Source organism: Synechococcus sp. UW69 (assembly GCF_900474185.1).
Lineage (GTDB): Bacteria > Cyanobacteriota > Cyanobacteriia > PCC-6307 > Cyanobiaceae > Parasynechococcus.
The window spans coordinates 227,637-245,603 of sequence record NZ_UCNW01000011.1 but is presented as its reverse complement, the minus strand read 5'-3'; the positions used below and the strand labels follow the sequence as shown (position 1 = coordinate 245,603).

The 17,967-nt window shown below is 56.3% G+C and carries 21 protein-coding genes and 1 tRNA gene; 7 read left to right on the top strand and 15 right to left on the bottom strand.

All coding sequences use genetic code 11. The features are described 5' to 3' along the window. The 7 genes from DXY29_RS12230 to DXY29_RS12200 all read right to left on the bottom strand — a co-directional run bounded on the left by DXY29_RS12230 (position 1) and on the right by DXY29_RS12200 (position 7,219). Positions 1 to 687 (bottom strand): GAP family protein, encoded by a 687-nt coding sequence (locus DXY29_RS12230; RefSeq protein ID WP_115025293.1) that lies wholly within the window; start codon positions 685 to 687, stop codon positions 1 to 3. 171 nt (positions 688 to 858) lie between these two features. Next, positions 859 to 1,233 carry a hypothetical protein gene (locus tag DXY29_RS12225; protein ID WP_115025292.1) on the bottom strand — a complete coding sequence of 125 codons (375 nt, stop codon included), beginning with the start codon at positions 1,231 to 1,233 and terminating at the stop codon, positions 859 to 861. A gap of 85 nt (positions 1,234 to 1,318) precedes the next feature. Beyond that, positions 1,319 to 1,600 (bottom strand): acylphosphatase, encoded by a 282-nt coding sequence (locus DXY29_RS12220; RefSeq protein ID WP_230332886.1) that lies wholly within the window; start codon positions 1,598 to 1,600, stop codon positions 1,319 to 1,321. Further along, positions 1,567 to 2,994 carry a cobyrinate a,c-diamide synthase gene (locus DXY29_RS12215; RefSeq protein ID WP_115025290.1) on the bottom strand — a complete coding sequence of 476 codons (1,428 nt, stop codon included), beginning with the start codon at positions 2,992 to 2,994 and terminating at the stop codon, positions 1,567 to 1,569. The genes DXY29_RS12220 and DXY29_RS12215 overlap by 34 nt, the downstream gene beginning before the upstream one ends. Before the next feature lie 14 nt (positions 2,995 to 3,008). Continuing rightward, positions 3,009 to 4,295 (bottom strand): glucose-6-phosphate dehydrogenase assembly protein OpcA, encoded by a 1,287-nt coding sequence (locus DXY29_RS12210; RefSeq protein ID WP_115025289.1) that lies wholly within the window; start codon positions 4,293 to 4,295, stop codon positions 3,009 to 3,011. A 55-nt stretch (positions 4,296 to 4,350) separates the two neighbouring features. Then, complete coding sequence (zwf, locus tag DXY29_RS12205; protein ID WP_115025288.1) at positions 4,351 to 5,874, bottom strand: glucose-6-phosphate dehydrogenase; 1,524 nt, start codon at positions 5,872 to 5,874, stop codon at positions 4,351 to 4,353. A 154-nt stretch (positions 5,875 to 6,028) separates the two neighbouring features. After that, a complete protein-coding gene (locus DXY29_RS12200; RefSeq protein WP_115025287.1) occupies positions 6,029 to 7,219 on the bottom strand; it encodes an FAD-binding oxidoreductase in 1,191 nt (396 codons plus the stop codon). A gap of 161 nt (positions 7,220 to 7,380) precedes the next feature. On the opposite strand from DXY29_RS12200, the gene DXY29_RS12195 reads away from it, so the two are divergent. Continuing rightward, positions 7,381 to 7,902: an SRPBCC family protein gene (locus DXY29_RS12195; protein WP_115025286.1), complete on the top strand. Its 522-nt coding sequence runs from the start codon at positions 7,381 to 7,383 to the stop codon at positions 7,900 to 7,902. Between the two features lie 45 nt (positions 7,903 to 7,947). Here DXY29_RS12195 and DXY29_RS12190 read toward each other — a convergent pair. Continuing rightward, positions 7,948 to 8,020, bottom strand: a tRNA-Glu gene (locus tag DXY29_RS12190). Between the two features lie 47 nt (positions 8,021 to 8,067). Beyond that, positions 8,068 to 9,219, bottom strand: coding sequence for a histidine kinase (locus DXY29_RS12185; protein WP_115025285.1), 1,152 nt, complete (start codon positions 9,217 to 9,219; stop codon positions 8,068 to 8,070). 107 nt (positions 9,220 to 9,326) lie between these two features. On the opposite strand from DXY29_RS12185, the gene DXY29_RS12180 reads away from it, so the two are divergent. From DXY29_RS12180 to pepN, 3 genes are all read left to right on the top strand, one after another. After that, a complete protein-coding gene (locus DXY29_RS12180) occupies positions 9,327 to 9,914 on the top strand; it encodes a hypothetical protein (RefSeq protein ID WP_115025284.1) in 588 nt (195 codons plus the stop codon). A 106-nt stretch (positions 9,915 to 10,020) separates the two neighbouring features. Beyond that, positions 10,021 to 10,431, top strand: a complete 411-nt coding sequence (locus DXY29_RS12175; RefSeq protein ID WP_115025391.1) for a cAMP phosphodiesterase — start codon at positions 10,021 to 10,023, stop codon at positions 10,429 to 10,431. 189 nt (positions 10,432 to 10,620) lie between these two features. Continuing rightward, positions 10,621 to 13,224 (top strand): aminopeptidase N, encoded by a 2,604-nt coding sequence (pepN, locus tag DXY29_RS12170; protein ID WP_115025283.1) that lies wholly within the window; start codon positions 10,621 to 10,623, stop codon positions 13,222 to 13,224. On the opposite strand, the gene DXY29_RS12165 is transcribed toward pepN, so the two are convergent. The 3 genes from DXY29_RS12165 to DXY29_RS12155 are packed head-to-tail and all read right to left on the bottom strand — an operon-like array spanning position 13,214 to position 13,960. Then, positions 13,214 to 13,423 carry a TFIIB-type zinc finger domain-containing protein gene (locus DXY29_RS12165; protein ID WP_115025282.1) on the bottom strand — a complete coding sequence of 70 codons (210 nt, stop codon included), beginning with the start codon at positions 13,421 to 13,423 and terminating at the stop codon, positions 13,214 to 13,216. The two genes, pepN and DXY29_RS12165, sit on opposite strands and share 11 nt — an antisense overlap. Before the next feature lie 40 nt (positions 13,424 to 13,463). Beyond that, entirely contained in the window at positions 13,464 to 13,733 is a 270-nt protein-coding gene (locus tag DXY29_RS12160; protein ID WP_115025281.1) for a hypothetical protein, read from the bottom strand. A gap of 8 nt (positions 13,734 to 13,741) precedes the next feature. Further along, positions 13,742 to 13,960 (bottom strand): hypothetical protein, encoded by a 219-nt coding sequence (locus DXY29_RS12155; RefSeq protein ID WP_115025280.1) that lies wholly within the window; start codon positions 13,958 to 13,960, stop codon positions 13,742 to 13,744. Here DXY29_RS12155 and DXY29_RS13145 point away from each other — a divergent pair. Beyond that, on the top strand, positions 13,959 to 14,249 hold the full coding sequence (locus tag DXY29_RS13145) for a hypothetical protein (RefSeq protein ID WP_136987773.1): 291 nt from the start codon (positions 13,959 to 13,961) through the stop codon (positions 14,247 to 14,249). The genes DXY29_RS12155 and DXY29_RS13145 overlap by 2 nt on opposite strands. A 114-nt stretch (positions 14,250 to 14,363) precedes the next feature. Here the strand turns inward: DXY29_RS13145 and DXY29_RS13945 are convergent, their stop codons facing one another. The 3 genes from DXY29_RS13945 to DXY29_RS12130 form a co-directional block, all read right to left on the bottom strand. Further along, positions 14,364 to 14,531 (bottom strand): DUF4278 domain-containing protein, encoded by a 168-nt coding sequence (locus DXY29_RS13945; protein ID WP_115025278.1) that lies wholly within the window; start codon positions 14,529 to 14,531, stop codon positions 14,364 to 14,366. A gap of 1,063 nt (positions 14,532 to 15,594) precedes the next feature. Further along, on the bottom strand, positions 15,595 to 15,897 hold the full coding sequence (locus DXY29_RS12135) for a ferredoxin (protein ID WP_115025276.1): 303 nt from the start codon (positions 15,895 to 15,897) through the stop codon (positions 15,595 to 15,597). A 24-nt stretch (positions 15,898 to 15,921) separates the two neighbouring features. Continuing rightward, positions 15,922 to 16,509, bottom strand: a complete 588-nt coding sequence (locus DXY29_RS12130) for a phycobilisome rod-core linker polypeptide (protein WP_244279392.1) — start codon at positions 16,507 to 16,509, stop codon at positions 15,922 to 15,924. Between the two features lie 369 nt (positions 16,510 to 16,878). Here DXY29_RS12130 and DXY29_RS12125 point away from each other — a divergent pair, with 369 nt between their 5' ends. Together DXY29_RS12125 and DXY29_RS12120 are read left to right on the top strand one after the other, a co-directional pair. After that, entirely contained in the window at positions 16,879 to 17,175 is a 297-nt protein-coding gene (locus tag DXY29_RS12125; protein ID WP_115025274.1) for a hypothetical protein, read from the top strand. A gap of 235 nt (positions 17,176 to 17,410) precedes the next feature. Continuing rightward, a complete protein-coding gene (locus DXY29_RS12120) occupies positions 17,411 to 17,908 on the top strand; it encodes a hypothetical protein (protein ID WP_136987772.1) in 498 nt (165 codons plus the stop codon). The last annotated feature ends 59 nt before the right edge of the window (positions 17,909 to 17,967 follow it).

The window sequence follows — 17,967 nt, the reverse complement described above, 5'->3', positions numbered from 1 at the left end:
TCAGCTGATCATCAGCCCACTGATGCCCTGCCAGCCCAGATAGGCCCCTAGCCCGAAACTCAGGCTTCCCACCACCAGTTCTCCGCGTCGGAGAAGGGCTGCTTTGCCGTTTTGCAGAAGCGGCAGGACCCGCTGACGTCCGGCTAACACAGCCAAAAATGGAATCACAAGTAGGGCACTGGCCGCGGCGCTGAACCCTGCGCTGCAGGCAATTTCTTCACGCAAAGGCAACTGTGCGGCAAGAATCACGGCTGCGCTCTTGGCGAACAGCAGCAGGTCGTCGGGACTGATGACTTCTGTGACGCTGCTGATTAGTAACAGCAAGGGAAGTGGCATTGCTGCAAAGCGATCCACGGCACTGCTCCAGGACGGGGCTGCTCCGTTTTCCAGCACGCCTCGAACCAGTTCACGCCCGCCCAGGGCGATTAAGGCTCCACCGCCAATCAGATCAAGGCCTGTTCGGTGGTCGGATCCCTGGGTCATGTCCAGGAGTAGTCCATGTCCAAGAGTCAGCAGCCCGATAACTGCCAGGGCGCTGGTCAGCAGCCACCCACCCAGAAACAACCCACCACGCCGCAGGGGCGACTCCCCCAGCAGCAGTAGCAGCATCAGAACGATATGAATGGGCGAGAGTGCCACGCCAATCCCGTAGGTCAGCAGCTCCGTCCAGATCCTGGGTTCCGCCATTCATTCAGGTTATGAACCTCGATCGTTGATGTTCGACAAGCGCCTTGCTCAGAGTCGCAGGATCAACGCGGCCAGGCCAATACTCACCCCTAGGCTCACAACGCCGAGAATGGCTCTCCAGAAGGCTTTGTCTTTGGTATCAAGGAAGTTGCTCAAGGAACGCCAGGTTCTTTAGTCGTCAGTTTTGCCACCTGTCAGCAGGTAAGGAAAGGTGCGATTGATCGGGCGGTGCAGAGACCGCAGTGTTTTGTTGTAGTGAACGTTGGCCACAACGCTGTAGCGGCGCCCCAGAATCAGTGCACGGTCTAAATCGGCTTCACAGCTGCGGATGTCGGTGTGTACTTCGCGTGCCTGATCTGACACCGGTGCAGCAGCAGGAATCAACGCCGAAAACTGTCCTTCCCTGTGCCTCCAGCTCTGACAGGCCTCGAGGGCCTCTGTCGCTGAATCGAACACCTGCTTCGTCGTCTCCCGTCGCGTGCTCATCGCCTCCATGCCGAGCAGGGGCAGTGCTGTGATCAAGAGGACAAATCCGAAGCGGAGCATGCGTCAGGCGCGAAGGTCCTGCTTCAGCCGTAGCTAGGTGGGCTGAGCGTGGCAGTGTCCTTCCCAATGTTTTCGCTTGTACGTTTCAGTACCGCACTTCGAACCAGTCATCGCCTGTGACAGGGAGCTGGCTTGGTTTCACCCGAAGCACTCGCGCGCCCGGAGGTCCGACCTCACACCAGGCCCGAAGTTCAGACAAGGCGAGTGGTGGGCCTTCGGCTTGCACTTCGACACTGCCATCGCTTTGGTTGCGAACCCATCCGCTGATCCCGAGATCCAGGGCGCGCCGACTGCAGCTGGCGCGGAATCCCACCCGTTGGACGCGTCCCTCGATTACCCAGCGCCAGCGTTCGACGAACGGTTGTATCCGTTGGTGTTGCTGGCGGCTGACAAACCGTTTGGCGATCGCTTCTCCCCGGCTTCGAGCGCGGCGCGCCATCGGGAGCAAATCGTCGTAGAGCTGGCCCAGTGCAGGTGTACCCAGCTCGCGTGAACCGTCTGATCGACCCATCCTTCCGAATGTCGATGGACTTTCCATCCCTCAATGTCCCACAGCACTGATCGGTCGGAGGGCTGCCGATTGGTGTGCAGCTCCCAACGGTGAAATTCGTGACCAACGAGCTTTTGACCGCTCTGAACGACAGGGCTGTCCCGCCGAGCCTGCAGGCGGCGGTAGCCCACGTGCAGCCGGCCACGCTGGGCCTTGAACGGAAGAATGCCCGTCATGTTGTGCCCGTTGCCATCGAGGTCCTGAAGCCTCTGTCCGAGCATGAGCATCCCACCGCATTCGGCGTAGACAGGCCGATGCTGCACGAACTGTCGAAGAGACGTCAGGCTTTGTTCACAGTCGCTGAGTTGGGCTGCATGCTGCTCTGGGAAGCCGCCCGGCAAGATCAGCCCCTTGGCTTCGGCAGGGATGGGCGCATCGGCAAGGGGACTCCAACGGAGCACGGGCATGCCCATTTGCTCCAGCAGTTCACAGGTTTCCTGGTAGCGGAAGTGAAAGGCAGCATCACTGGCAAGAGCCACAGGAAGGGGTTGCCCCTTCACCGCTGGGATGTCGGCCAGAGGGTGCGGCCCTTGGCGGGGTGCCAGAAGCAAGGGCTCCAGGCGTTCCATGTTCAGATGCTCGCTGGCCAGAGCGGCCCAGGCTTGGCGTCGTTGTTCGGGAGCTTCCATTTCATGGGCAGGGGCCAAACCGAGATGACGGCCCGGCAGTGCAAGGGCCTCGGTGCGCGGTAGACAGCCCAGCAAGGGCACCTGCATGCGGTCAAGTACCTCTCCGAGGAGCTCCCGGTGCCTGGGGCTGCTGACCTTATTCAGTACCACTCCGGCGATTGCCAGGTTGGGATCGTGATCGCGGAATCCGCGAACGAGGGCGCCGAGGGAGGCGGCCTGCCCCCCGGCATCCAGCACCAGCACCACCGGCAAGCCCAGCAGGCGGGCCACGTCGGCGGTGCTTCCCGTTTCACTGCTGCCGATGCCGTCGAACAGGCCCATCACTCCCTCCACGAGGGTTAGGTCAGCGACTCCGCCGTAACCGTGAAATGCCCGCCGAACCCAGTCTTCCCCGCACAAATTGAGATCGAGGTTGCGACAGGCCTGACCGGAGGCTTGGCTCAGCAGCTGGGCATCGAGATAGTCCGGTCCAACCTTGAAGGGTTGGATTCGTCGTCCGTTCTGATGCGCCCAGCTCAACAGTGCCAGGCTCAGCAGGGTTTTGCCGCTGCCACTGGCTGGTGCAGCGATGACGGCGGCCATGGCTTAGACGCGGCTCAGCCCAGCAGCCTGGCAGCCAGTGGTGCAGCAGCGGCCAGGAGGGGGTTGGTGCTGTCGTGACCGCCGCCGAGCAGTCGGGCGACATCCATTTCCGGGGTGTCGTGCTGAACGGGAACAACTTCTTCATGCAGCTCGAGGTTGGCCATGCCGCCACCTTCCAAACGCATGCACCCCCCTGATTCAGCGCAGAGAATCACACAAACGCCTTGGCCGTTCTCCGGCTCAGCAATCAGTCGAAGCCCCACCATCTGTCCCGCATGCACGTTGGGCTGGCCCGTCGGTACAGCCATTAGTTGAAAGCGCACCTCCGTGTCATCGGAACGCTTGAACAGGGCTGATGTGCCGTCGTCGGTCGCGGCGGAAGAGACCAACGTCCAACCGAGCCGATCGGCGATCCAGGCGGCAAGCAGCAGCCCTTGGGCGGGATGATGCCCTTCCACATCGATGTCCAGGCGTGTGATGTGGCTTAAGGCATCACGCTGTTGCGGCGGGTCAAACACCATGGCGAGGGTCTCGCGCCAGCTGCGCAATCGCAGCCAGTTGAGATCGTTCACCGCCTGGCCGTTCTCCACGCGGGAGCGCAGCAGGTCAAGGCACTGATGCGGATCCCCCATCGCTGTATCGATGATCAGACGACGGGGCGCGCTGGTCAGCCGCTGCATCAGGTCCGGCGCTTCATCCATGCATCCGTTCCACCAGACCCAGGCAGGCATCGATGAAGGCAGCAGCGGTTCGAGAATTGAGAGTCCTTCATTGAGGGCGCCATGGCCGCCCCGCAGAACCACAACATCCCCACACGCGGTGGTGCCACCCCCTTCTTCAGGCAGCGGGCAGTAGGCGGCCACGAGTGTTTCCAACGACTGCTCCGTATCAATCGTTGGTGCCAGGGTGATCAGGCGACGAGGCATCAGTGCACTCAGGGCCGGATCGATGTATTGCCCACGCAGGTCTTCTGCGCTGGCCTGTCCCCCCAAATCAGCCATCGCCTTCACCACAGCCCCATCGAGGGGAGGTGTGCTGAGGGGGAGGTCGGCATCCATCACCGCTTGGCGACCCGCAGCGATCAAGGGGGCGGACTGCTGTCCGGTGATGGGCCCAGGCAGGCGGCCACACCGGATCAATTGCTGCTCGGCCCAGGCGGGTTGCCAGATCAGCAGGCAGAAGGTGTTCGCACCGGTGCCCGTGCTGCCCTGCTGCTCCGGGGACCAGAGTTGCTCGAGGTAGTGGGGCACCTCCGCAGGTGCCAGTTCAAGCGGGGTTTGGAGGGTGAGCTGAGGGGACATCGTGACGGAGCAGCAGGGAGTGGAGCGGGACGTGGAGAGCTGAGAAACAGGTCAGTTATGGGCGTCGCCAGAGCAGTCCGTCTTTCGCCAGTAGGGCATCCGCTGCGGCAGGCCCCCAGGTGCGTGATTCATAGGGATGGACCGGCAGCTGCCAGGGGCTGTCTTCAATCAGCTCCAGCAGAGGGGTGTACAGACGCCATGCGGCTTCCACTTCATCGCTGCGGGTGAACAGGGTGGGATCGCTGAGCATGGCGTCAGCGAGGAGCCGCACATAGCCTTCATCGGAGGGTTCTCCGAACGATTCGTCATAGGAGAATTCCATGTCGATGGGGCGACTCCGCATCCCAGACCCTGGTGATTTCACCTCGAAGCGGAATTCAGCTCCTTCATCCGGCTGGATGCGCAGAATGAGCTGATTGGCGGTGGGACCTCCGGTGGCCGCATCAAATAGATGCACCGGCGCCTCGCGGAAGGTGAGCACCACTTCACTCATGCGCTTGGCCAGGCGTTTGCCGGTGCGCACATAGAACGGAACGCCCTGCCAGCGCCAATTGTCGATGAACAGTTTCATCGCCACGTAGGTCTCGGTGGTGCTGTTGGGATCGACACCGGGTTCATGGCGGTAACCAGCCAGGGGTGATTCCGCTGAACCACCGGGACCGTACTGGCCGCGGATGCAGCAGTTCCAGGGCTCGAGCTCGTCAGCGAGTCGGGCGGACTGGAGCACCTTGGCTTTTTCGTTGCGGATGGCTTCCGGATCAAAGCGACCTGGAGGTTCCATGGCGGTGATCGCCAGCATCTGTGTCAGGTGGTTCTGCACCATGTCCCTCAGAGCACCTGCCGATTCGTAGTACCCGGCGCGCTCCTCCACCCCGACGGTTTCAGCTGCGGTGATCTGAACACTGGAGATGTAATTGCGGTTCCAGATCGGCTCGAAGATCGTGTTGGCAAATCGCAGAACCATGATGTTCTGGACGGTTTCCTTGCCCAGGTAATGGTCGATGCGAAAGATCTGGTTCTCCTGCCCACAGGTCTGGACCACACGATTGAGGGCCTGGGCACTGCCGTAGTCGCGACCGAATGGCTTCTCGATCACCACCCGGCTGCGTTTGGGATCTTTCAACAGGCCTGCGTCGGCGAGTGAGCGGCAGCCACTGCCGTAGAACTTGGGCGACACAGAGAGGTAAAACGTGCGGTTGCCGCGGGTGGCGCACTGTTGATCGATCTGCTCGAGCCGTCCGCCGAGCCGAACAACATCCTCAGGTTGCTGAAGGTCGACCGGCTCGTAGAAGAGTTTGCTGACGAATTGCTCCCAGGCCTGGGGGTCGTCCTTGATGGTGCTGGAGAGCGCTTCCGCCATCTTTCCGCGGAACTCCTCATCACTCCACGGCCGTCGAGCACAGCCAAGAAGGGCAAACTCACTGGGAAGTCGCCGTTGCTTGAACAGCTCGAAAAGGGCTGGAACCAGTTTGCGGTGGGTCAGATCCCCGCTCGCGCCGAAAATCACCAGACACTGCGGCGCGATCACGCGCTCCTGTCGCAGTCCAACCCGTAGGGGGTTTGTCATCGTGGCGACCATGGAGCGTCCAGGCTTCTGACGCTGGTTTAGGCACGGAAGTGGCAACAGACATGGACTTGCTGCTTTGTTTCCGTGTTGATCTCAGCTTTTGTTTTCAACCGAAAAAAAAAGTCCACCCCGAGGGGTGGACCGGAAACGATCTGAAGGCGATCGATCAATAGGTTTCAACGTGCCAGCGATCGGCTTTCTTCAGCTGCGGGCGCAGTTCAGACCAGTCGAGGCCCTTGGCAGCAGCAGCGGCTGTCATGGCTTCGTCGATGCCCGGCTCCATGCCGCGAAGACCACACATATAAACGTGGGTCTTGGGATCTTCGATCATGGCGAAGATCTCTTCAGCGTGCTCCAGAACACGGTCCTGGATGTACATCCGGCCGCCCTTGGCGTTCTGCTCTTCCCGACTGATCGCCTTGGTGTAGCGGAAGTTGTCGGGGTACTCCTTCTCGTAGTGGAGGAAATCCTCGTCATAGAGAAGGTTGGCTGTTTTGGGTGCGCCCATGAACAGCCAGGCTTTGCCGCGGAACTTCCACCCGTTGGTGTCTTGTTCGCGGGGCTCGAACATGCGGCGGAGATAGGTGCGCATCGGGGCGATGCCTGTGCCCGTCGCCAGCATGATCACGTTGGCCTCTTCATCGTCAGGCAGGAGCATCTCCTTGCCAACCGGTCCGGTGATTTTCACCTTGGTGCCGGGTTCGATGTCGCAGAGATAAGTGGAGCAGACCCCATAGATCTGTTCGCCGGCATCGTTCTTGTACTCGAGCTGGCGAACGCACAGGGAGACGGTGTTGCCCTCGAGGTTGTCGCCGTGGCGTGTGCTTGCGATGGAGTACAGCCGCAGCTTGTGAGGTTTGCCTTTGGCGTCTTCACCCTCGGGGATGATGCCGATGCTCTGGCCTTCGATGTACTTCAGCTGAGGATCACCACCCGCGAGATCAAAGGTGATGTGCTGAACACGACCGATCGCACCGTCCTTCAGCAGGGAGTAGTTCTCGGTCACCGTTCCCATGAACGGTGTTTTGGGTTTGTAAGTGTTGACCGGTACGTCGGCGTGGGGCTTTTTCTTCGGGGCGCTTGACGTCACGGCTTTCTTAGCGGGTTTTTTGGCGGTTTTTTTGGCAGGTGCCGGGGTGGCGGCAACGGGAGCGGCTGAATGCTCTACTTCCACACCATTCACCGAAACGATTTTGGCGCCGCTGGCCCCCAATCGCTTGAAAAGTGCGGAAAACTGGTTCATAGCAACGGTGTAGGTCTGAACCACGGACGCTTGTGAGCCGACCTGGGGACCACTTGCCACAACAGTGAACAGAACCTCATTGCAATGTTCTGTCGCTGCATTGGACACCCGCATTGAAATTACCTGCTTTTTGTGGCGCGACTATAGGCGTGGCCTTCGATTTCACACAAAAAGGTTGCTCTTTGGAACAGAATTCGATGTGATTCAGGCGACCTCCTTAAGATCCCCAGGTTCGGTCTCTCGCTTCGGCGCCTCTTTTGGTTCTCCCCCAGACAATGTTTGGACGTGGGCTTCAAACCTCCAGCGATTCAGCGACTGCGATTGAGCAGACCATGGAGCGGCTGCCCCAGGGTGCGCGTCGTCTCGCTGCGGAACTGAAATCTTCGATGCCTGTTCAGCTCCTCTGGGATGTGCTGACGGATTACGAGAATTTGTCCCGGTTTATCCCCAACCTCAGCTCCAGCGAGCTGATCCAGCGCCAAGGCCAGACGGTACGGCTTCAGCAGGTGGGCAGTCAGCAGCTCCTGGGGCTTCGGTTCTCAGCCCAGGTTCAGTTGGAGTTGACGGAGTATCGCCACGACGGACTGCTGCAGTTCCGCATGGTGAAAGGTGATTTCAGGCGGTTCGAAGGTTCGTGGCAGATCCGTCAACGTCCAGACGGAAGCTCACTGCTCTACGAGCTGACGGTTCAAGGCTGCCTAGGCATGCCGATTGGTTTGATTGAAGAGCGACTGCGCGATGATCTTTCCAGCAATCTGAGCGCTGTGGTGAAGGAAGCGCAACGAAGAAACGGCTGAATTCGCTGCTCAACTCATCGCGAATTGAATTCGCGATGTTGTCTATACCCCCAAGGGGATTCGAACCCCTGTCGCCTCCGTGAAAGGGAGGTGTCCTAGGCCTCTAGACGATGGGGGCGAGGCCGTGATGAGCGAGCAGTCAGTGCTCCTGATCACTTGTGAACACTAGGGCTTGGTCGGACCCTCCGTCAAGACAGCCTGTCCCCATTCGACACCTTGTCCTTGCCAGATCGGCACCGTGAAGGTGAAGCAGGCTCCTTCTCCAGGGTCTGAGACAACCCAGATCTTGCCGCCGTGCACTTCGACGATGCGGCGGCAGACCGCCAGACCCACGCCGTACCCGGTGGTTTGGTCGGAGGTTTGCGGTAGACGAACCCGATCCAGAAAAATTCGCTGTTGTTCCGCTTCCGGAATACCGGGACCACTGTCACAAACACTGACCTCCACTCGCTGGCTGGTGCGGTGCAGCATGGTGAGTGAGATGTGCCCTCCATCCCCGGTGTACTTCAGGGCATTTTCCAGGAGATTCAGCAGCACCTGACGCATGCGGCGCTGGTCGGCAAAGACCTTGGGAAGATCAGCGGGGATATCAGTTTGTATTTCGACGTTTCGGCCCAACCACAATTTTTCGAGCTCGAGAATGACCTCGGCAGAAACGCTGGCCAGGTCGAGCCGTTGCGGGTTGAACAGCGTTTCCCAACGGGTGGTTCCCACTTCGAGCAAATCCTTTGACAGCGCCTCCATCTCCTGCAGGCGGCGGGTGATCACATCCTGAAAGCGATCCATGTCGATCTGTCCCAAGCGCTGGCTTTGCAGGGCTAACGCCGCTGCCGTGAGCGGTGTGCGCAGTTCATGGGCCACCATGCGCAACAAGCGTTCCTGGGCATGAACGCGATCGATCAGTGTCTCGTTCTCTTGACGCAGCACCAAGAGTTGATCCTCGAGTTGGAGTTCCTTTTGGGTCCGACTCCCATCAAGTTCCGTGGGTCTGAGGCTGAGGCCGAGACCGCTTACCACCCCATCCTGTTTCCAGCGCGGTACCCACCCTTTGAGTTGCTGAAGGATGTTGCTTCCTGCAAAAACCTGTTTCGGGTTTGGAGCAAGTTTGATGAGGGCTGGCGTCACCACAAGGCGATGCAGTTCCAGAAGTTCGGGTTGGTGTGAGGGATCAGCGACCTGCAGGGTGACTTCGAAGCCCAGGTCTTCCCGTTCCAGAAACTGCACCACGGAACGAAGATCCTGGCCAGACAGGTGGTGTCGCGCTGCCACCAGCAATAGCTTCAACGGCTGATGGGTCTTGGGACCGTCCTTCACCACGCGGACTCAAGATCACAAAAACCGATGCTTACCTTATGGGTTTTTGACTGAACCGCCATCAGAGCTAAGACGATGGAGAACACTCCATGGCGTCATCGACGCGGTCCATGTCGCTTTTTTCCGCGCAAAACCGTGTTCCTCTGACCGCTCCCGCTGGAGTGGCTGTCCAGCCGACGATTCAGGTCGACAGCAGCCTGCGTCGCTGGTTCAACCGCAATTTGGGGGTCTGGCGTTCCAGACGGCAGTACACCTTCAGTGACGACCAGGTGCTGCATTTGGATATGAACCTCAAGATGGAGGCCTTCGCCCACCCCGAGGCCGGCGAGAGTCGGTACAGATTTAGCTGGTGGTCCGACCAGGAGGACCAGCATTCCGACGAATTTTTTGCACGGAAGCCTTGGTTTGAGCGCAATGGGGTGATGGAGGCCACGCTTTGGGGCCATCAGCTCCAACGAAGTCGTGGTTATCTCACTGGAGACCCTGTGAGAACCAGGATCCGGCAAGTGGATGAGCACGAAACCATCCTCGAATCCCACTATCAGCAATGGGACATCCTTGAGCACATTCGGCTTGTGGATCAGGACCGCTACCGCTATCGCGCCATTTACAGCTGGGAGAACGGTGATCTCTCCATCGTTGAGCACCATCACGAGATTCGACTTTCCGATTCCCTGCCGCCGATCGAGGACGAATAGGGGTATTCCGTTCTGCTGTTGTCCCAGTTCAACAACCGCGCCCAACCCTCGTGAAGCCTTTGCTTGGGCGGTAAGTTGCAAAAAAGTGAGCCGTCCGAGAACCAAGGTGATTCGTCGTTCGTTAGCCACCGCTGCCCTGTTGATGGCAGCTCCGTTGCTGTTTCCCGCCACGTCTCAGGCTCAGGCGTCAAAGGCCAAGCCCACCCCTGCTACGGCCATGGAAGTCAATACGTATGGGGTGATGTCGATCGCCACCTTCTGTGAGGCGAGGGCCCAGAAGATCGATTTCAGCAAGTCTCTTGCGGTTGCTCTTGCCGCTCAGTTGCATGTGATCTACGGCAAGCATGGCGGTTTGCTTCCCGGCTCCAAGACTCCTTTGCCTGAGAAGCAGTTCCTTAACAATGCTGGCTTTATGGTCGTAGGCGGCGCTTTGAAGTTCTGTCCCAAATCAGTTCCTGCCGCAGAGAAAGCACGCTTTGAGAAAGCAGCCGCGTCCTTGAAGCCCGCCAAGAAATAGGAAGAGCTCTTCTCCCTCTCTTGTAGTGACAAATATCTCGATTTTCTAAGCTATGAAAGATTCCGATCTTGGGATTGATCGATAATATTTAGTTCTATACCTGGTGGTCTGAAGGTTCAGCTTTTGGCTGAAGGCCCTCAGTTGTGGGTTCTGTCCGTCAGGATTGATGTGTCCTTGCGTCGTTAGCCCATGACTGCAGCTGCTTCGATTCGTTTAGCGGACTACACGCCATGGGCCTTTGATCTTCCCAACATTGCCCTGGATGTGAACATTCAGAGCGACCATGTCGTTGTTAACTCCAGGCTCAGCCTTCAACCGCGTCGTTCCAGTGAGCCCCTCGTGTTGTGCGGCGTCGATCTGGCCATCGAATCCCTCGCGATCGACCAGACGCCTTTGAAGCCTGAGGATTACAGCTTTGCTGACGGACTTCTGACCATCGCAGATGTTCCGACCCAGCCGTTTGTGCTGGAGACCTGCTGCCGTCTGGATCCTTACTCCAATAGCTCTCTCGAGGGGTTGTATGCCAGCGGTGGTCTCCTAAGCACTCAGTGCGAGGCCGAAGGATTTCGACGCATCAGCCTGCATCCTGATCGTCCGGATGTGCTCAGTCGTTGGAGGGTGCGGATTGAGGCCAGCTGCAGCCTTTGTCCTGTGCTGCTCAGCAATGGCAATGCAATAGAGACCGAGCGCGTTGGCGCTGATCGTCATGCTGTGACCTGGGACGATCCTTACCCCAAACCCTCTTACCTGTTCGCCCTGGTGGCCGGAGACCTGAGGGAGATTCGTGATCAGTACACAACGACGTCGGGCCGGCAGGTCACCCTGAGATTGCATGTTGAGGAGGGTGATGAACCCTTCACGGCCCATGCCATGGCGTCGCTGAAGCGATCCATGGCATGGGATGAATCTGTTTATAACCTCGAATACGACCTTGATGAGTACAACATCGTCGCGGTGCGTCACTTCAACATGGGCGCAATGGAAAATAAGAGTCTGAATATCTTCAATTCAAAGCTTGTTCTCGCCGATGCGGTGACTGCAACCGATGCCGAGCTCGAAAGAATCGAAAGCGTCATTGCGCACGAATATTTTCATAATTGGAGTGGAAATCGCATTACATGCAGGGATTGGTTTCAGCTCTCGCTTAAAGAAGGTCTAACGGTTTTTCGTGATCAATGTTTTACTGCAGATCTGCATTCTGAAGCGGTTAAGCGCATTGAGGATGTTGCCATGTTGCGTAATACCCAATTTCGAGAGGATGCAGGCCCCACAGCTCATCCCGTGAAGCCATCGGAATACCAGGCGATCGATAACTTCTACACAACAACCATTTACGAAAAGGGCGCGGAACTGATCCGCATGCTGCGCACCTTGCTTGGGCCTGAGCGTTTCATGAAGGGAATGGAGGTTTACGTGGAACGTTTTGATGGCACGGCCGCCACAACGGAGGACTTTGTTCAGGCAATCGCCGATGGGGCGACCAGCCAGGGAGAACCCCTGGGATTTGATCTGGAGCGGTTTCAGCGCTGGTATCACCAGGCTGGAACACCGGAACTCAGGGTTGAACGGCACTGGAATTCCTCACTTGGCCAGTTGACCGTCGACTTGCACCAGACGACGCCCCCCACGCCGGGACAAGCTGAAAAACTGCCGCTTGTGTTGCCGATCGCCATCGCGCTGGTCGGAGATCAGGGCCGTGTTGGTGAGGAAGAGCTGCTCGTGATGGAGGGTGAGCGAGCCAGCATCACCTTGCAGGGCCAGCCCGGTGACAACGCCCCTGCCCTATCCGTGCTGCGGCGGTTCTCGGCGCCGGTCCATGTGCGGTTGGACCAGTCGCTGGAGGAGTGTCTGCAGCTGTTGTCTTCCGATGATGACCCCTTCTGCCGTTGGGATGCGGCTCAGCGTTTGGCACGTCAGGTGCTTCTGGCACGGGCTGAAAACCAGCCGAAACGTGCCGTGGAGGAGGCTCTGATTCAGGCTCTGGATCAGAGGATCTCCGCTTACGACGGTGGTGATGGCATGGACCTGGCGGCGCTGCTTGCACTTCCAGGAATGGCGGAACTGGAGGCATTGCAATCGCCAGTGGACCCCCTTTCGCTGGATCAGGCGTTCCGGGAGTGGACCCAGGAGATGGGTGTTCGATTGCAGTCGTCCCTGCGACGACTCCTGGACTTGGCGCGGGCTGACTGGGCCATGGCTTGGCCAGCCGGTCAGGGCGGCCGTGCACTGACGGCTTTGGCTTGGCGCTGGCTTGCAGCTGCTGGGGACGCAATGGTTCAGGCTGAGGCACTAGCGGCGGTCTCCGGGCCTTCGATGACCCTTGCGCGGGGAGCACTGCGCGCGTTGCTCACGCTCGACAGTGCTGAGCGTGAGCAGGCGATGGCCTTGTTTTACGACCGTTGGAAGGACAAACCCGTGATCCTTGACGCTTGGTTTGCGATGGAAGCGTCGGCCCCCAGGTCGAATGCTCTGGAGCGGGTTCAGCAGCTTTTGGAGCACCCACGCTTCGATCCGCTCGCTCCCAATTCCTTGCGCGCCGTCCTGGGCGGATTCACGGCCAATGTGCAGGCATTTCATGCCACCGATGGCAGTGGCTATCGGTTCATGGCTGAGCAAATCGCAGCGGTTGATTCCCGGAATCCGATCACAGCTTCACGGATGGCCAAGGTGTTCAGCCGCTGCAACAGTTACGGATCCGACCGCCAGAAGGTGATGCGTCAGGCCATCGAACAGCTGGCGTCAGAGCCCCTCTCTGCAAACACGGCCGAGGTTGTTCAGTTGCTCATGACGTGATCACCACAAGCACGATGATCGCCAGCAGCAGGATGACCAGCCAGAACTTTCTGTTGCTGCGCCGATTGCTCAGCGGCGTTGGGCGCGTGGCTCGGCTCCCTGCCGCAAGACCGCAGTTCTGACAGACCAGCCGTCCGGCCATGGATCGATCGGCACGAAACCGACGGCTTCCGCAGTTCTGGCAGACGGTGACGGCCAAGGTCTCTCAATCATCGTTCCACCAGCTTGCCTGGCATCAGTTAGTCCCGTTCCCAGCCTTCGCAGCCTGCTTTGGAGCGCTGGCGCTTTGTGCGTCGATAGCTCTCGTTCTGCTGGGCAAGAGCTTCGCTCGCCACAGCAACAGCTTTGCTGTCACTGCTCTCAGCGATGATTGCTCGATTGATTGCCATGGCGTTGCCCAGGCGATTCAGCACCTGATCCATCAGCTGGCACTCATCGAATGCGGCGCGTCCCGCGGCCGGTACTCCAAGCAGCAGCAAGGCCCAACACGGAGCAAGCAAGCCTTTCATTGATCTGCTCAGGGGCTGTAAGTGATGGTGCACTGATAGCGGCTGCTGAATCCCACATCAATGCTTTTGCAGGTTGTGTCGGTGATCGTTGCCCCTTTTGGGACCACGCGCATGGCCTCTGCGGTGGCGAACTGCTCTGAGGGGCCCTGGGCTGTGGCCCGATTCCCGCCTGCGAGAGCCGTGGAGCCCCAAAGGATTACGGCCATCAACAGAGCCGTGTGTCGCATGACGGGAGTCAGAAGTGATGTCTTCGGTTTACACAAAACGCGTTTGAGCGACAGCGGTGGTGGCATTAGCAACGGCCACGGCACCAGCGCTGACCCTGATGTCTCGGTTCAGTTTTGGATTCCGTGTCCTGCTTCGCTTCGGGGACTGGCGGTGGGGGCAGAAGCGCTGCTGGCTGCACGGGAAGACGTCGCGATCCCCATGCTGCGTCAAAGGGAACCACCACGAGGGGAATCGGTTCCGCACTCCGCACCGGCAAGACCAATGCCCATGACGCGACAAGGGCTGTGATCAGAAATCTCATCCCGCCATTTTTGCTGATGCTTGATCTTCTTGCCGTAGTTTCTGCTGCCCCATCAGGGCTGAGGCCGGCGGCGACAGGGCAGGGGTGGAACCTGAGCCTGTTCAGGCCTTGGAATAGGAGACGCCGCGATAAGTCAGAACAACGGAATTGCGAACCGAATTGACTTGATCGGCCCGATAGGATTTACCCATGTATTTGAGTTGGATTGTTGGCCTGGTAGTTGCTTTCTCTGACTTTGCATATTTGTTGCCCAAGAAGGTGAGTTCCATGGCTTAGTAGGGAGTGAATAAAAATGTTTTCAAGTTCTACATCGTCGCTGAAGGCCCGCAAGGTTCCACTGGATACTTCGTTCTTTAGCCATTGTTAAAATGGCCTCGGCTTGATACAGGCGCCGTCGTCTGGCCTTGGCCTGACAGGGAAAAGGGTTTATTGCTTGTTATCGACTGTCGTCTCAGTTGTCGTGAAAAGCGCGAGGTATTGGAGATTATTTCTCTTTGCTGCACCGTTGGCATGCAGAAATTCTGTCTTTGTGATGCTCTGGCAATGTTAGCCGAAAAGGGTCAACATCAAATTCATAACCACATGTGCATCTTGCGTGAAATCTCAGCTTTTTTGATTTTGTGAGTCGTTTTAAGAGAGTGATCTCTCCATAGATTTGCTCTGGCTTGAACCGATCAAGCTTGATACGTTCTTCGGGTGCATTTTTGATTCGTGCCTTATGCAGTGCGTTGCGCACTGAGTTTTCGCTGCCTTTGCCAAGGATCTTGGGGATCTGGAGAATCGATCGACCTTCCTTCAGATACAGACGCTTGATCTCCTCGATCTCTGCACTGGTGAAGCCAGACTTTTTGCCCACCTGCTTTCTCCCTTTATTTTGATTCTCTCAGGGCGTGTGCAAGGCAAGGTCTTATGGAACCCTTCCGCCCAATCTGACGCCTTGCCAATGAGAGGTCTGGGGGTCCGACCAGCATGATTCACTGAAGGCGAGTTAAGCCACAACATGGCTGCGGCTCATATGGTCGCTGCTTTCGCCTCATCGGAACAGCATTGAACCGATAGCCGGGTGATGGTGTTGTTGGAGGGTCCACACCTCCATCCATTGGCCCCTGCATGGTCATTGGGCGCTGAGTGTCAGCGATCTTTCCCACGCAGACACCGCATGCACAGCCTGGCTCCTCTTTTGAAGGGGAGGAGTCAGATCAGCGTTTCTCACTGGTGCTGAGCAACTCCGCCAGCCTGTTTTAAGTATTTGGGTTTACTAGCCAACCTTTACCGACCAGCTACCGGCAGTCGTAACCGGAAGCATTGAGCGTTGAAATAAACATCAGCTCTTCAGTTGAGGTCTTCAAAATCGACCCAATGAATGCAATCGACAGGACAGGTGTCAATCGCTTCCTGGATTCGATCAATTGAATCACCGTCTTGGCGAATCGCACGACAGCGACCTGTTTCTGGAACCATCACAAAAGTATTGGACGCTACATGTGCGCAATAACGGCAGCCAATGCAGTCAACTTCCTCAACCCAAACTGCTTTGTCGCGAAGTCCTCCGCCTAAAGATGGTTCGGATCCCGTACGAAGCTGCCCAGGATGTGATGAAAAAGCTGCATCAACCAGATTTCTTTCTATGTACATCTGTACCAAGCTTCCATGAAAATTTCAGCGAATCGTAAACATCTGGCTGAAGATTAAAAGCACCAAGTAAAGGCTTCCAGCGCCACCAACAATTAAGAAAAGAAGCCAAAGCTTGAGAAGACGACCCTTTGGCTTTTCGTAAATCTGACGGGATACCGTCATTGGACGACTAATTTTATTGAAAGCATCTATAGACAACATCAACCCATCACGAATCAAGCGCTCGCGCCAACTCTCTCCATAGCGGGGCAGGCGCTGATAGATGGGCATCTCACCCTGAGGACGGCCTGGCAAGGTTCGATTAACTTGTTCAGGTATCTCATCATTTCCAAATCTCTCAAAATACTCAGGAGAGGCAAGAACAGCATCAACAAATCCTGAAAATCCTTGCTCAGCAATAACAATAGACCAAGACCCCTTTTCGTCTGAGCCATAAACAGGACGGCCCAAAACCCGCCCTAAAACCTGCTCGACAATTCTCTCGTTATTGTTGCATGCAACATATCCATTGTAAAAACGCTCTGAGAGGAGCAAGCCCCTTACGAAATCCCTTACTGTGATGCTGCCAGACTTAAATTGAGATTCTAGAAAAGGATCGCGATCAAAAGACATCGCATGAAAAAAAATCTGGCGGTAGCACTTCCCGATTATTTCAGATGCTAATTCTGCCGATAGATCTGATCGACGCTGAGGTAAGCGACCTGATATAGCGTCAACCCGGGAGTTTTGGCTTGATAGATTGAATCGTAAACGAGCCCTGGAAGAAAGGGAGGCCAATTAACCTGGAAATTCTTTAATGTAAGAATTACATCCAAAGAATAATAGGCAAGACAATAAGTGACAGTAAAATGAAGGATCAAAACATTTGCCATGCAAAAAAGAGTCTAAACTTTGACCATTTGATACTTGCCCATAGTGCGTTTTGAAATCCTAAAACGCTTTTATCGTGCAGTATTGCAATTGTATTTGCTTAAATGAAACGTGGCTCTAAGTGGATTTGAAATTGCCATGGGTGGTATTGCTTCGATCCCTGTGGTCGGCGGACTGGTCTTGCTGGGTTATAAATCATTTGGTGAAAGTGCTCTGGATACAAGCAAGCTGAAACCCAAAAAGAAGCCACCAGTCAAACAGGAAAAAGTGGTCAAACAAGAGAAATCTGTATCTGAGAAAAAATCATCTGCAACAAAGAGTGAGACTTCAGAGGGTCAAAAGAAGCCGTCCGCAACTGTGAAAGAACAATCTGCTTCGGTCGATCAGTCATCTGCAACAAAGAAATAGGCTTTCGTTTCAAGTGAAAGAAGTCTGAAATTACTATAGAAACTTCAATGCCAGGCTAAATGCCGTGGTTGGCAATGAAATTGCTACCCGGTAATTAAATGCCCCGTGAGTAAGCAGTAAGTAATAATCAATCAAATCCAGTTGAGTTTAGTTTTTTGTGTGGTGCTTTAGGGGCATTTTCCCGAATGATCCGTATAGGCTTAACCAAGCTGCCCTTTCTGAGTAGCAAATTTATGTGCATATTGCATCCATTCTTGGCCGTCTTCGCCAAAAATCATCACAGGAATGGAAGATATATCAGCGCGACTGCGATCAAAATAATAACCGCTCAAGAAATCAATGGTCAGAATATGCTTTTACTTCAATGGACTATCTAAACCTCCTTGTATGCATTCCAGTAATCTTTTGGATTGCGATTGGTATTCGCGCGCATAGTAATTGGATACAGTCTGTTTTTGTGGCCGAGAGTAAAAAAATTAAGCAGCAATCGCAAATGATTAGTGAGTTTGGCTACGGCTCGCTAAATACTCGTGACAAGCTTGTGGCCAAGAAGGGTTTGGTCTTCGCCTATTGGGAGGGATCTCGTCAAGATCAAAAGCCGACGGCGCAGTTGGAATCGCTGCAAAGCCCGGTAATTTTCCAATTAGTTAATTTTAGTTTGGTGGCTGGAACCTCAATTTGCCTGTTAATGATTCTGAGCAAAGGCCTATTCGCTAGTATTGGACTTATTTGATGGCTTATTGCCTTTGGCATAGATTTTTACTCGTTGTCTGTTTTCTTTTGTACCCATAG